Here is a 13,799-nt window from a genome sequence, read left to right as displayed (position 1 = left end):
CGCGCTGGCCGCCGGGGGGCAGCCGCTTCGGCGTCCGTCCCTCCGGGGCCTTCTGCTCGGGTACGGGCGCCCGGCCGTCACCAGCCTGCGTGGTCCGCTCGTCGGGCTCGCTCACGCCGGCACCTCCGCCGTCTGCTGGGACGCGACGATCTCGGCGTACGTCGGGCAGCTCACCAGCAGTTCCTCGTGCCGTCCCGTGCCGACGACGCCGCCGTCCTCGAGCACGATGATCTGGTCGGCGTCGACGATCGTGGAGACCCGCTGGGCCACGATCACCACGGCGGCGTCCGCGGTGACCGGCCGCAGCGCCGCCCGCAGCCGGGCGTCGGTGCCGACGTCCAGCGCCGAGAACGAGTCGTCGAAGAGGTAGATCTCCGGCTGGCGGACCAGCGCCCGGGCGATCGCCAGCCGCTGCCGCTGACCGCCGGAGACGTTCGTGCCGCCCTGGGCGATCGGGGCGTCCAGCCCGCCCGGCATCTCGGCCACGAAGTCCCGCGCCTGGGCGATCTCCAGCGCCCGCCACAGCCCCTCGTCGGTGGCGTCCGGGTTGCCGTACCGGAGGTTGCTGGCGACCGTTCCGCTGAACAGGTACGGCCGCTGCGGCACCAGCCCGATCCGGCGCCACACCTCGTTCGGTTCCAGCAGCCGCACGTCCACCCCGTCGACCAGCACCGCGCCGGCGGTCGGGTCGACCAGCCGGGGGATCAGTGTGAGCAGGGTGGTCTTGCCGGCGCCGGTGGACCCGATGATGGCGGTGGTCCGGCCCGGCTCGGCCCGGAACGAGATGTCGTGCAGCACCGGAGCGCTCGCCCCGGGGTACTGGAAGGCGACGCGGCGAAGCTCCAGCTCGGCGCGCCTGGTCATCGCGATCAGCGGATCGGCCGGCGGCACCACCGACGACTCGGTGTCCAGCACCTCGACGATCCGCTCGGCGCACACAGCCGCGCGCGGCACCATCATCAGCATGAAGGTGGCCATCATGACGGCCATCAGGATCTGCATCAGGTACTGCAGGAACGCGGTCAGCGCGCCGATCTGCATCTGGTCGGCGTCGACCCGCTGCGCGCCGAACCAGAGCACCGCGACGCTGGAGACGTTGAGCACCAGCATGATCACCGGGAAGATCAGGGCCATCAGTCGGCCGACCCGCAGCGCCGTCGCGGTGAGGTCGGCGTTGGCGACGCCGAACCGGTCCGTCTCGTACGGCTCGCGGACGAACGCCCGGATCACCCGGATGCCGGTGATCTGCTCGCGCAGCACCCGGTTGACCGTGTCGATCCGGGTCTGCATCTCCCGGAATCCCGGCACCATCCGTCGGACGACCAGGCCCAGCGCGATCGCCAGCACCGGCACGCAGACCAGCATCAGCCAGGAGAGCGCGAGGTCCTCCCGGAGCGCCATCACCACCCCGCCGACGCACATGATCGGCGCGGCGACCAGCATGGTGCAGCCCATCAGCACGAGCATCTGCACCTGTTGCACGTCGTTGGTGTTGCGGGTGATCAGCGAGGGTGCGCCGAACCGGGCGACCTCCCGGGCGGAGAAGCGGTTGACCTGCGTGAAGATGGCGGCCCGGGCGTCCCGGCCGAAGGCCATCGCGGTCCGCGCGCCGAAGTAGACGGCGGCCACCGAGCAGGCGATCTGGACCAGGCTGACCAGCAGCATCAAGCCGCCGGTACGCATGATGTAGTCGGTGTCGCCCCGGGCCACGCCCTGGTCGATGATGTCGGCGTTGAGGCTCGGCAGGTAGAGCGAGGCCATCGTGCCGACGAACTGGAGCAGCACCACCCCGGCCAGTGGCCGGCGGTACGGGCGAAGGTGATCGCGCAGTAGGCGGATCAGCACGGGCGGCCTCCCGGTCTCGCCTCGTCGGATTCCTGGTCTGCCGGGTTCAACCTGGTGTCCTCCCCGTCGGACATGGTCACAATCAACTCGGTCAGGAACTCGCGGATCACCGCCTTCTTCGCCGGGTCGGCGTCGACCGAGGTCAGCGGGGTGTCGCTGTGGATCAGGTCGAAGAGGGCCTGCACGTGCTCGCGTCCCTTGTCGGTCAGGGCGAGCTGCACCGTGCGGCGGTCGGCACCCGCTCGGTGCCGCTCGACGAAGCCGTCGCGCTCCAGGGTGTCGACGATCCCGGTCAGGGTGGCGGGCCGGACGAAGCAGCGCTCGGCGACGTCCCGGTGGGTGGTCTCGCCGGTGTGGGACAGGGTGAACAGCACCCGCATCCCGGCAGTCGTGAGGCCGTGGTGTTCGGACAGGTAGCGACCCCAGCGCTGGTTGACCAGGTGGCCGGCGACCGAGACCAGCCGCCCCATCGGCACGCTCCGCAGCGCGTCCGGGAATCGGGCCAGGGGTTCCATATGCACGGTGCTGACGTTAGCCCCCGGATCGTCAGGGGCCAAACTAATATCCGACATTGCATCTTGTCGTTGGAAAGTTATGCTGCCCGGCATGACGACGCGCGGCTACCACCACGGCGACCTGCGGCGGGCCCTGCTCGACGCGGCGGTCCAGGCGATCGAGGAGTCCGGGTCGGCCGCACTGAGCCTGCGTGACCTGGCCCGCCGCGCCGGCGTGTCGCACGCCGCCCCGGCCCACCACTTCGGCGACAAGGCCGGTCTGCTCACCGCGCTCGCCGTCGAGGGGTACGACCGCCTCGCCGACGAGCTGGGCGGGGCCGGCGACGACCTGCTGGAGGTCGGGGTGGCCTACGTCCGGTTCGCCGTCGAGCACCGGGCCCACTTCGAGGTGATGTTCCAGCCGGACCTCTACCGGGGCGACGACGCCGAGGTGCGGACCGCCCGGGACCGGGCCCGCGCGGTGCTGCGCGGCGGACTGGCCGCCCTGCCCGCCGCCGAGCCCGACCGGGACGCCCTGGCCGCCTGGTCGATCGTGCACGGGTTCGCCACCCTCTGGCTGGCCGGCGCCCTGCCGCCCGAGGCCGGCCGGGACCCCGAGCAGACCGCCCGCGCGGTCATCCGCCGCCTCTTCGAGTGACCGCGACCGCCGCCCGGGATGATCCACCCCGGTTGCGGCGAGTCGCGGTGTCCCGTCACCCGGACACCGCGACACGCCGCGACCGAGGTCAACCGCCCGCGTCGGGCGGGCTGATCACCAGCTGGTGGGCAGCGGCATGCCCTCGGTGTAGCCGGCGGTGCTCTGCACGCCGACCAGCGCGCGCTCGTGGAACTCGTCCAGGTTGCGGGCGCCCGCGTAGGTGAAGGCGCTGCGCACCCCGGCGATGATCTCGTCGATCAGGTCCTCGACGCCGGGCCGGGTCGGGTCCAGGTACATCCGGGCCGAGGAGATGCCCTCCTCGAAGACCGCCTTGCGGGCCCGGTCGAAGGCGCTGTCCTCGGCGGTACGCGCGCTGACCGCCCGCGCCGAGGCCATGCCGAAGCTCTCCTTGTACCGGCGGCCGTCCGGCTCGGTGTAGAGGTCGCCGGGGGACTCGTAGGTGCCGGCGAACCACGACCCGATCATCACGTTGGACGCCCCGGCGGCGAGCGCCAGCGCCACGTCCCGGGGGTGCCGCACGCCGCCGTCGGCCCAGACGTGCCGGCCGAGCGCCCGGGCCGCCGCCGCGCAGTCGAGCACCGCGGAGAACTGCGGCCGGCCCACGCCGGTCATCATCCGGGTGGTGCACATGGCACCCGGACCGACGCCGACCTTGACGATGTCGGCTCCCGCCTCCACCAGGTCGCGTACGCCCTCGGCGGTGACCACGTTGCCCGCCGCCACCGGCACCGCCGGATCGAGCTTGCGTACCGCCCGCAGCGCGGAGATCATCCGCTCCTGGTGGCCGTGCGCGGTGTCCACCACCAGGGTGTCCACCCCGGCGGCCAGCAGCGCCTCCGCCTTGCCGGTCACGTCGCCGTTGATGCCGACGGCGGCGGCGACGCGCAGCCGGCCCCGGTCGTCCACGGCCGGCCGGTAGAGGGTGGCGCGCAGCGCGCCCTGCCGGGTCAGCACGCCGATCAGCCGGCCGTCGGCGTCCACCACCGGAGCCAGCCGGCGCCGCCCGGCCGACAGCCGGTCGAAGCCGGTACGCGGGTCCGCGTCCGCCGGCACGGTGTGCAGCTCGGTCGACATCACGTGCCGCAGCTGGGCGAAGCGGTCCACGCCGACGGTGTCGGCCTCGGTGACCACGCCGAGCGGGCGGCCCGCCTCGTCGACCACGATCACCGCGCCGTGCGACCGCTTCGGCAGCAGGTGGATGGCGTCGCCGACGGTGTCGGTCGGGCCGAGCGTGATGGGCGTGTCGTGCACCAGGTGCCGCTGCTTGACCCAGGCGACGACGTTGGCCACCACCTCGATCGGGATGTCCTGCGGGATGACCGCGATCGCGCCGCGCCGGGCGACGGTCTCCGCCATCCGGCGGCCGGACACCGCCGTCATGTTGGAGACCACCAGCGGGATGGTGGTGCCCGTGCCGTCGCCGGTGGCCAGGTCGACGTCGAGTCGCGAGCCCACCTCGGAGCGGGCCGGCGCCATGAAGACGTCGTTGTAGGTCAGGTCGTGCGCGGGGACCGCGCCATGAAGGAACCGCACCCGGCCATCATTCCTGCTCGCGGTCCCATCCGCCGCCGCTGGTGGCCCAAACCACCCCCGCCGATGGTGGGTGTCGCGTCGGCGTGTCGCGGCGACCGGGCATATGACTGGTCAGCGATATGCCTGGGAGGCATAAATATGACTCCCAGGCATATGGCTCACAGTGGTGTGGCGCCCCCGGCGCACCGGCGAAGGGGCGTGCCGACCGGGGTCAGGCGATGGTGCAGATCGCCGCGCCGGCGGTGATCACCGCGCCGACCTCGGCCGACAGCCCGCTGACCGTACCGGCCTTGTGGGCGTGCAGCGGCTGCTCCATCTTCATCGCCTCCAGCACCACCACCAGGTCGCCCTCGGCGACGGTGTCCCCGTCCGCCACGGCGATCTTGACGATGGTGCCCTGCATCGGGGAGGCGAGCGCGTCGCCGCTGACCGCCGCGCCGGCCTTGGCGCCGCCGCCCCGGCGGGCCGGCTTGCGGGCGGCGGGCGCGGCGCTGGTCGTACCCGCGCCGAGGCCGGCGGGGAGGCTGACCTCCAGCCGCTTGCCCGCCACCTCGACCACGACGGTCTCCCGACCGGCGGGCGCCTCGGCGGCGCCGGCGGCGGCGGTGAACGGCGGCACGGTGTTGTCGAACTCGGTCTCGATCCACCGGGTGTGCACGGTGAACGGCTCGGTGGTGAACGCCTCGTCGCGGACGACCAGCCGGTGGAACGGCAGCGCGGTGGCCATGCCCTCGACGACCATCTCGTCCAGCGCCCGGCGGGCCCGCTCGATCGCCTCGGCCCGGGTCTCGCCGGTGATGATGACCTTGGCGAGCAGCGAGTCGAAGTTGCCGCCGATCACGTCGCCGGCCGAGATGCCGGTGTCCACCCGCACGCCCGGCCCGGTCGGCAGGCGCAGGGCGGTGATGGTGCCCGGGGCGGGCAGGAAGTTGCGGCCCGGGTCCTCGCCGTTGATCCGGAACTCGATGGAGTGCCCGCGCGGGGTCGGGTCCTCGGAGAACCGCAGCTTCTCGCCGTCGGCGATCCGGAACTGCTCGCGGACCAGGTCGACGCCGGCGGTCTCCTCGGTGACCGGGTGCTCGACCTGGAGCCGGGTGTTGACCTCCAGGAAGGAGATGGTGCCGTCCGCGCCGACCAGGTATTCCACGGTGCCGGCGCCGTGGTAGCCGGCCTCCCGGCAGATCGCCTTGGCGCTCTCGTGGATCTGGGTGCGCTGCGCGGCGGTGAGGAACGGCGCCGGGGCCTCCTCGACCAGCTTCTGGTGCCGGCGCTGCAGCGAGCAGTCGCGGGTGCCGACCACGATCACGTTGCCGTGCTGGTCGGCGAGGACCTGGGCCTCGACGTGCCGGGGCTTGTCCAGGTACCGCTCGACGAAGCACTCGCCCCGGCCGAAGGCGGCGACCGCCTCGCGGGTGGCCGACTCGAACAGGTGCGGGATCTCCTCCATGGTGCGGGCCACCTTGAGGCCGCGCCCGCCGCCGCCGAAGGCCGCCTTGATGGCGACCGGCAGGCCGTGGTCGACGGCGAAGGCCATCACCTCGTCGGCGTTGCCGACCGGGTCCGGGGTGCCGGGGACCAGGGGCGCGCCGGCGCGCTGGGCGATGTGCCGGGCGGTCACCTTGTCGCCGAGGTCGCGGATCGCCTGCGGGGTGGGGCCGATCCAGGTCAGCCCGGCGTCGATGACGGCCTGGGCGAAGTCGGCGTTCTCGGAGAGAAAGCCGTAGCCGGGGTGCACGGCGTCGGCGCCGGACCGGCCGGCGACGTCGATCAGCTTGTCGATCCGCAGGTACGTCTCGGCCGCGGTGTCGCCGCCGAGGGCGTACGCCTCGTCCGCCAGCGTGGCGTGCAGGGCGTCCCGGTCGGAGTCCGCGTAGACGGCGACGCTGCCCAGGCCGGCGTCGCGGCAGGCGCGGATGACGCGGACGGCGATCTCGCCGCGGTTGGCGATGAGTACCTTGCGCACCTTGAGGGCTCCTCCCGGGAGGTCGTTGACCGGGAGTGTATCGGTCACTCTGATGGCCCTAACGATCGCTCAGTGTGGGATGGCGCACTGTTCCGGCCGCGCCCTAGTCAAACTTGTTTATTACGCTTGCCCGGTGTCTGCGACTCGGATGATGATTCTGGGCCTGGTCCGGTGGATGCAACCGGTGCACGGCTACGACGTGCGCCGCGAGCTGCTCAGCTGGAACGCCGACCGGTGGGCCAACGTGCAACCCGGATCGATCTACCACGCCCTGCGCAAGCTGACCGAGGAGGGGCTGCTGCGCGAGGTGGCGACCGAGCAGGTCGGCGCCCGCCCGGCCCGCACCACGTACGAGGTGACGCCGAAGGGGGAGGACGAGTTCGAGACGCTGCTGCGCGGCCTGTGGTGGCAGTTGCACGAGACGCCGGACCCGTTCGTCGCGGCCTTCTCCTTCCTGCCGGCGATGCCCCGCGAGGAGGCCGCCGCCGCGCTGCGGAACCGGGCGAACCTGCTGCGCGCCGGTGTCGAATCGATGCGTGCCTCGTTGGACTCGGACTGGATGCGCAACACCAAGCCGGTGCACGTGGCGTGGATGTTCGAGCTCTGGGCGGCCCGCGCCGAGGCGGAGGTGGCCTGGTGTGACCGGATCGCCGAGCGGATCGAGTCCGGGGTGTCGTACCTGCCTGCTGGACTCGCCGGGGCGGAGGGCTGGCCGGGGTGGACCGACGGCGCGCCGCCCCGCGAGGTGAACACGGAATAATCAACGTTGACCACAAGAGCTATATCGCGTTAGCCTCTTCGCGCACCACGGGGGAGCGCGCCGTCCGGCGGCCCCGGGGGACAGGCGGCCGGCGCGTCCGGCCCGGACGACCAGGAGCAGACATGATCGAGACCAGGGGGCTGCGGAAGTCGTTCCGCTCCCGCGCCGGTCGGGAGACGAAGACGGTCGACGCCGTACGGGGGGTGAACCTCCAGGTCGCCGAGGGCGAGATCTTCGGCTTTCTCGGCCCCAACGGCGCCGGCAAGACCACCACCCTGCGGATGCTCGCCACGCTCATCGAGCCCGACGGCGGCGAGGCCACCATCGCCGGCGCCGACCTGCGCAAGGACCCGGCCGAGGTGCGCCGCCGGATCGGCTACGTGGCCCAGGGCGGCAGCACCTGGGACGAGTCCACCGCCCGCGAGGAGCTGGTGCTGCACGCCCGCATGTACGGCATCGCCAAGGCCGAGGCGCACCGCCGCGCCGCCCGCGCCCTCGACGCCTTCCAGCTCACCGAGTACGCCGACCGCAAGTGCAAGACGTACTCCGGCGGCCAGCGGCGCCGGGTGGAGATCGCCCTCGGCATCATCCACGAGCCGAAGATCGTCTTCCTGGACGAGCCGACCACCGGCCTCGACCCGCAGAGCCGCGCGCACATGTGGGACGAGATCCGCCGGCTGCGCACCGAGGGCATGACCGTCTTCATCACCACGCACTACCTCGACGAGGCGGACGCGCTCTGCGACCGGATCGCGATCATGGATCACGGCGAGGTGGTCGCCGAGGGGACCCCGGCCGAGCTGAAGCGGGAGATCTCCGGCGACGTGGTGCTGGTCGGCCTCGACGTGGCCAGCACGCCGCAGGCCGCGCAGGTGCTCGACGGCGAGGAGTTCGTCAAGAAGCTGGAGACCGCCGACGAGGGCGGCCTGCGCCTCTACGTCGACGAGGGCGCCACCGCCATCCCGCAGATCCTCCGCCGGCTCGACAGCGCCGGGCTGACGCTCTCCTCGATCGAGCTGCACCGCCCCAGCCTCGACGACGTCTTCCTCACCAAGACCGGCCGCTCGCTGCGCGAGTCCTGAGCATCCACCACAGGAGAATCGTCATGAAACTCGCCCGCGACACCTGGCTCATCTTCCAGCGCCAGATCCAGCTGCTGCTGCGCAACCCGGTCTGGGTCTTCGTCGGCATCTTCCAGCCGGTGATGTACCTGCTGCTCTTCGCCCCGCTGCTCAAGCCGGCCCTGAACGCGCCCACCCAGGCCGCCGCCTACAAGATCTTCGTACCCGGCCTGCTGGTGCTGCTGGCCATCTTCGGCGGCCTGTTCCAGGGCTTCGGCCTGATCGCCGAGCTGCGCGCCGGGGTCATCGAACGCTCCCGGGTCACCCCGGTCAGCCGGCTGGCCCTGCTGCTCGGCCGCTCCCTGCGGGACGTGGTCTCGCTGCTCGTGCAGGCGGTCATCATCACCCTGCTCGCGCTCCTGTTCGACCTGCGCGTCTTCATCGGCGACCTGCTGCTGGCGTACCTGATGCTCGCCCTGATCGCGCTGATGACCTCGGCCGTCTCCTACGGTGTCGCGCTCAAGGTCAAGAGCGAGGACGCGCTCGCCCCGCTGATGAACACCGTCGCCCAGCCGGTGCTGCTGCTCTCCGGCATCCTGCTGCCGCTCACCTTCGCCCCCGGCTGGCTGCAGGGCATCGCCGACTGGAACCCGTTCTCCTGGGCGGTCGACGGCACCCGGGCGCTCTTCGCCGGGGACCTGGGCAACGACAAGGTGTGGCAGGGGCTGACCATCACCGCGGTGCTCGCCGTCGCCGGCGTCATCTGGGCCGCCCGGCAGTTCGCCCGCAGCGTCCGCTGACGAGAGCTGCCTCTCACCAAAGGCGGGGCACCGGCCAGGCGCTTGTAGCGTAAGGCCGGTGCCCCGCCTCACCCGTGACAGGACCACCTGGCTGACCTACGCCCAGCTGGGGCTCTGGGGCTTCTTCCTCTACGGGTTCGGCCCCGTCGTACCGCTGCTCCGCGACGAGCAGGGCACCAGCGCCGCCGTTGCCGGCCTGCACAGCACCGCCATCGCCGTGGGCGCGCTGCTCGGCGGGGCGCTCTTCGCCCCGCTGGCCCGCCGGATCGGCCGGGCCGGGGCGATCTGGGCCGGGCTGGCCGGGGTCGCCGCCGGCGTCACCGCGTTCGGCCTGCTCCGCCCGCTGCCCGCCACCCTCGCCGCAGTCGCCGCCGTGGCCACCGCCGGCATGATCGTGGTCAGCGGCGTCGCCGTCGTCCTCACCGCCCGGCACGGCCCGGCCGCGCCCGCCGCGCTCACCGAGGCCAACGCCGTCTGCGCCGGCATGGGCATCCTCGCCCCGCTGGTCATCGGCGCCAGCGTCGACGCCGGCTTCGGCTGGCGACCGGTGATGGCCGTCGAGGTCGGGCTGATCGCGCTGGTCGCGCTCGCCGCCCGCCGCTCCCGGGTACGCCCGCCGCAGGCCGCCCCCGCTGCCGCGGCTGCCGCCGACCCCGCCGGGGCGACCGCCTCGGCGGCGGCGCCCGCCGATGTGGCCCGAGCCGACGACGTCGCCGTACCCCTCAGCGGCCGTGCCGGCGCAGTCGAGCGCGTGGCCGGGCGGCTGCCCAGGGCGTACTGGATCGCCTGGGTGCTGATGTCGGTCACCGGCTCGATCGAGGTCTGCCTGTCGCTCTGGACCGCCGACGTGCTCCGCTCGCACGCCGGGATGACCGCCGCCTCCGCCTCGGCCGCCGTCGCCGCGATCGTCTGCGGCATGTTCCTCGGCCGGCTGACCGGCGGCCGGATCGCCCTGCGCTGGCCGCCCGCCCCGCTGCTGCTCGGCGCGCTGACCGTCTCGCTGGCCGGGTTCGTCCTGTTCTGGCTGGCGCCCGTCGGCTGGCTCGCCGTCACCGGCCTGGTGGTGCTGGGACTCGGCAACGCGCTGCACTACCCCCTCGCGATCTCGATCGCGCTGGCCGTCGCCGGGCCGGCCGCCGACAAGGCGGCCGGCTGGTCCGCGTACTCGATGGGGGTGGGTTTCGGGATCGCGCCGGTGGCGCTCGGCGCGGTGGCCGACGGGGTCGGACCGCACCTGGCCTTCCTGCTGCTGCCCGGCTTCATCGCCGCCGCCCTGCTGCTGACCGTGCGACTCGGCCGCGCCCTGCGCGCCACCCCGACGGACGACGACCGCGCCCCGACCCTGGTCGGCGCCTGACCCTCGGCGCGGCGTCGTGTGCGTGGCGCGGCGCTGTGTGGGCTGCGCGGCGCGGTTTGCGGTGTGTCGCGGTGTCGAGTCGCCGGGATACCGCGACACGCCGCAAGGTGCGTCAGTGGACCCGGGCGAGGGTCACGCCGTCGGCGATGGGGAGCATGACCGCCTCGACGCGCACGTCGGCCAGCACCTCGTCGTTGAACGCGGCGATCGCCCGGTCGTCGGCGTTCTGCGGGGCGAGCACCCGGCCCCCGCGCAGCGTGTTGTCCACCGCGATGACCGCACCCGGACGCATCCGGGGCACCAGCTCGTCCCAGTAGACCGGGTAGCCCGTCTTGTCCGCGTCGATGAAGGCGAAGTCCAGGTGCCGCTCCTGGGGCAGCTCGCGCAGCGTCTCCCCGGCCGGGCCGATGCGCAGCTCGATCCGGTCGGCGACGCCCGCGCGCTCCCAGTACCGCCGGGCGATGCCGGTGTACTCCTCAGAGATGTCGAAGCAGGTCAGCCGGCCGTCCTCGGGCAGCCCCCGGGCGATCGCCAGCGAGGAGAGCCCGGTGAAGGTGCCCACCTCCACCGCCCGCCGCACGCCGAGCAGCCGGGTGAGGAAGGTCAGGAACGCGGCCTGCTCCGGCGCCACCTGCATCATCGCCTCATCGGGGAGGGCGGCCAGCGTCTCCTCTGCCAGGTCGCGGATGATCTCGTCCGGCGGCGAGCCGTGGGCGACGAGGTAGGCGTGCAGTTCCGGAGTCAGCGGCAACGGCTTGGTGGTCATGAACGGACGCTAGCCGAGATTTTCGACCTCCTGGCCCCCCGGCGCGACCTTCGTCCACAGGTCCGTGATGCTCAGCTCCAACTCGCCGAGGAGTCGACGCAGCAGCGGCAGCGAGAGCCCCACCACCGTGCCCGGGTCGCCCTCGATGCCGGTGAGGAACGCCCCGCCCAACCCGTCGATGGTGAACGCCCCGGCGACCGCCAGCGGCTCGCCCGTCGCCACGTACGCGGCGATCTCCTCGTCGCTGATGTCGGCGAAGTGCACGACCGTCGACGCGACCGCCTCCGCTCTCGCCTCGTGCGTCACGTCGATCAGGCAGTGCCCGGTGTGCAGCACCCCGCTGCGCCCGCGCATCCGTCGCCAGCGGTCCGTGGCGTCGGCGGCGTCCGCCGGCTTGCCCAGGATCTCCCCGTCGAAGGCCAGCACCGAGTCGCAGCCGAGCACCAGCGTGCGCTCGTCCGGGGTGGCGCGCAGCCGGTCGAGCACCGCGAGCGCCTTGAGACGGGCAAGCTCCAGGCAGAGATCCTCCGCCCGATCGGCGACCACCTGGGACTCGTCGACGCCGCTCACCAGCACGTCGGGTTCGATCCCGGCGGCTTGGAGGAGCTTGCGACGGGCAGGACTCTGGCTGGCGAGCACGAGGCGCAGTGGCAGGGAGTTCGGCACGATTCCGACGCTACCGGCTGGGCTGGGGAGACGGGCGGGCGACCGGCCGGGCGTCAGGACTCAGGGAGGACATGCCCTGCCCAGACCCGACCCGTGTGAGCCAGCGCGGCGTCCTCCCTCGAGACCACGAGGAGGTGCTGACCGGTGCGTTGTGTGGTCGGGGTGGGAAAGTCGACGCCGATGACTCGGACCGGCGCGCCGGTCAGCTCGTCCACGAAGCTGAGCCCGCTGACCAGTGTGCCGTCCAGCATGGTCCCGCACGCGACGAGCCCGCGCCGGGCGGTCAGGTCGAACACTTCATCCACCCGGAAACGGCGTGCGCCGGTGGTCAACGGCTGATCCGTGGCGGCGGGTCGTCAGTGTTGCGACGTCGCAGCCAGAGCAGGTAGCCGCCTGCCGCCGCCACGATCACACCCAGCGTGGCCAGGCCCCGGGCGGTCGAGTTGTCGTCGCTCCCGCCGCCAGCAGGCTCGGCCGCCACCGTCGTGGCTGGTGTGTTGTTTTGGGGTGGGCTCGCCGTCGCCCAGTCGGGCGGGAGCGGGGGTATGTCGGCGGTCAGCGCCGCCATCAGGTCGATGACGCCGTAGCCGTACTCGTCGTCTCGGCCGGGTGGGCCTTTGTCGACAGCGGTGGCGGTGAGTCGGTGCACGACTTCAGAAGCGGGCAGGTCCGGGTACTTGGAGCGAACAAGGGCGGCTGCTCCGGCAACGATTGCAGTGGAATCTGAGGTACCGGTGCCCTTGCGGTAATTTCCGGAGTGGCTTGTACTGATTATGTCTACGCCTGGTGCTGCGACGTCCACTTCTGGCCCTGAAACGGATATGTCGGCGTGTTGGCCACTACGGTTAACGCCCGCCACCGCCAACACCCCAGCCTCGCTGGCAGGATAACCAACGAACTGCTCCCGCGGACGATTTCCTGCGCCTGCCACGACCACAATGTTGGAAGCAAGGGCTCGCCGAACGGACCGTTCCAATTCGGGGCTGGAGTCGCCTCCGCTGGAGATGCTGATTACCTGGGCTCTGTGTGCGACTGCATAATCAATGCCTCTAGCAAGTGCGTCAGGTTGTCCGTCTCCGTTTGGCGGCGTTACCAAGATCGGCAGAATCTTGGCTTCCGGAGCAATCCCCAAGGCGCCCAGGTTTCCCGGTCGCCCGTGTGCGGCGATCAGTCCGGCCATACCCGTGCCATGGCTGTCTCGGTCTCCGATTCCAGTACCGCGGCCGCCGTCTATGGTGTCCGTGCCAGAAAGTAAATTGCCGCTTAGATCAGGGTGGGGATCGACTCCCGTATCCGGGACAGCGACCACGACTCCCCTGCCCTGAGTTAATCGGTGTGCCTCTGATACTTCGAGGAATCCCAGGTGCCACTGCTGATTTCGCACCCACTCCCCGCCGGGCGGTTTGGGGGCGGCGCTTACATCAGCGCCGGGTGCGGCGATCACCAAGAGTAGTGCGACGGCGCCCGACGCTGCAAAAACTTGCCTCAACGGCGGAACCCAATAGCCGGACCCGGGTCTATCGGGCCTTCTTCGTCCGGCGGTCGTACAACTGGGGCAACACCCTCATCAACCTCCCAAGGGTGCTCTGGGTCCCAACGCCGGGATTCGTCGTCCATTTTGGATCGTCTTGGTTGACCCGTAATCCCAGTGCTTGCGTTTGAGCCTGGGCTGCCTCCAAGCGGGGGCATCCCGTAAGTGCCGCCCAAGAGCATGCCTCGCCCTCCGCCGGGACGAGAGCCTGCTGCGCCGGTAGGTGCCGTCCCGGCGCCACCGCCGCCGATAACACCGCCGACGGGATTGACTCTGCGGGAAGGTTGCGTGCCTCCTGGCTGGTGAAGGTTCATCCCTGGGGTGCCGCCTATGAGTCCGCTCGA

At 71.9% G+C, this 13,799-nt stretch carries 13 protein-coding genes; 5 read left to right on the top strand and 8 right to left on the bottom strand.

Annotation, left to right across the window (positions count from 1 at the left end; all coding sequences use genetic code 11):
* Positions 1-111 precede the first annotated feature (111 nt).
* The gene (locus tag ACTMTB_RS18815) at positions 112-1,845 is read right to left on the bottom strand and encodes an ABC transporter ATP-binding protein (protein ID WP_441147296.1); all 1,734 of its coding nucleotides are present in this window, start codon (positions 1,843-1,845) and stop codon (positions 112-114) included.
* Positions 1,839-2,360, bottom strand: coding sequence for a MarR family winged helix-turn-helix transcriptional regulator (locus ACTMTB_RS18810; RefSeq protein ID WP_441147631.1), 522 nt, complete (start codon positions 2,358-2,360; stop codon positions 1,839-1,841). Before ACTMTB_RS18810 ends, ACTMTB_RS18815 begins: the two co-directional genes overlap by 7 nt.
* Positions 2,361-2,451: 91 nt before the next feature.
* Here ACTMTB_RS18810 and ACTMTB_RS18805 point away from each other — a divergent pair, with 91 nt between their 5' ends.
* Positions 2,452-2,997 (top strand): TetR/AcrR family transcriptional regulator, encoded by a 546-nt coding sequence (locus ACTMTB_RS18805; protein WP_441147294.1) that lies wholly within the window; start codon positions 2,452-2,454, stop codon positions 2,995-2,997.
* Between the two features lie 114 nt (positions 2,998-3,111).
* On the opposite strand, the gene ACTMTB_RS18800 is transcribed toward ACTMTB_RS18805, so the two are convergent.
* Together ACTMTB_RS18800 and ACTMTB_RS18795 are read right to left on the bottom strand one after the other, a co-directional pair.
* Positions 3,112-4,551 carry a GuaB1 family IMP dehydrogenase-related protein gene (locus ACTMTB_RS18800; RefSeq protein ID WP_377604555.1) on the bottom strand — a complete coding sequence of 480 codons (1,440 nt, stop codon included), beginning with the start codon at positions 4,549-4,551 and terminating at the stop codon, positions 3,112-3,114.
* 211 nt (positions 4,552-4,762) lie between these two features.
* The gene (locus ACTMTB_RS18795) at positions 4,763-6,514 is read right to left on the bottom strand and encodes an acetyl/propionyl/methylcrotonyl-CoA carboxylase subunit alpha (protein WP_357996537.1); all 1,752 of its coding nucleotides are present in this window, start codon (positions 6,512-6,514) and stop codon (positions 4,763-4,765) included.
* Positions 6,515-6,662: 148 nt separating this feature from the next.
* On the opposite strand from ACTMTB_RS18795, the gene ACTMTB_RS18790 reads away from it, so the two are divergent.
* The 4 genes from ACTMTB_RS18790 (at position 6,663) to ACTMTB_RS18775 (ending at position 10,492) form a co-directional block, all read left to right on the top strand.
* Positions 6,663-7,274, top strand: a complete 612-nt coding sequence (locus ACTMTB_RS18790; RefSeq protein ID WP_441147629.1) for a PadR family transcriptional regulator — start codon at positions 6,663-6,665, stop codon at positions 7,272-7,274.
* 122 nt (positions 7,275-7,396) lie between these two features.
* Complete coding sequence (locus ACTMTB_RS18785) at positions 7,397-8,356, top strand: ATP-binding cassette domain-containing protein (protein ID WP_350799153.1); 960 nt, start codon at positions 7,397-7,399, stop codon at positions 8,354-8,356.
* A gap of 23 nt (positions 8,357-8,379) precedes the next feature.
* A complete protein-coding gene (locus tag ACTMTB_RS18780) occupies positions 8,380-9,135 on the top strand; it encodes an ABC transporter permease (protein WP_280840440.1) in 756 nt (251 codons plus the stop codon).
* Between the two features lie 58 nt (positions 9,136-9,193).
* Complete coding sequence (locus ACTMTB_RS18775; RefSeq protein ID WP_441147290.1) at positions 9,194-10,492, top strand: MFS transporter; 1,299 nt, start codon at positions 9,194-9,196, stop codon at positions 10,490-10,492.
* A gap of 112 nt (positions 10,493-10,604) precedes the next feature.
* Here ACTMTB_RS18775 and ACTMTB_RS18770 read toward each other — a convergent pair whose 3' ends face one another.
* From ACTMTB_RS18770 to mycP, 4 genes are read right to left on the bottom strand one after another with little or no spacing between them, the layout of a single operon-like run.
* On the bottom strand, positions 10,605-11,258 hold the full coding sequence (locus tag ACTMTB_RS18770; RefSeq protein WP_441147288.1) for an O-methyltransferase: 654 nt from the start codon (positions 11,256-11,258) through the stop codon (positions 10,605-10,607).
* Positions 11,259-11,267: 9 nt separating this feature from the next.
* Positions 11,268-11,924: a Maf family protein gene (locus tag ACTMTB_RS18765; RefSeq protein WP_441147286.1), complete on the bottom strand. Its 657-nt coding sequence runs from the start codon at positions 11,922-11,924 to the stop codon at positions 11,268-11,270.
* Positions 11,925-11,977: 53 nt separating this feature from the next.
* Complete coding sequence (locus ACTMTB_RS18760; RefSeq protein ID WP_441147284.1) at positions 11,978-12,256, bottom strand: hypothetical protein; 279 nt, start codon at positions 12,254-12,256, stop codon at positions 11,978-11,980.
* Positions 12,253-13,413 (bottom strand): type VII secretion-associated serine protease mycosin, encoded by a 1,161-nt coding sequence (gene mycP / locus ACTMTB_RS18755; protein WP_441147282.1) that lies wholly within the window; start codon positions 13,411-13,413, stop codon positions 12,253-12,255. The genes ACTMTB_RS18760 and mycP overlap by 4 nt, the downstream gene beginning before the upstream one ends.
* Between the last annotated feature and the right edge of the window lie 386 nt (positions 13,414-13,799).

Origin of the sequence: Micromonospora sp. L32 (genome assembly GCF_052068055.1) — a bacterium.
Lineage (GTDB): Bacteria > Actinomycetota > Actinomycetes > Mycobacteriales > Micromonosporaceae > Micromonospora > Micromonospora purpureochromogenes.
The sequence above is the reverse complement of the archived record's forward strand: the minus strand, read 5'-3'. Positions and strand labels throughout refer to the sequence as shown.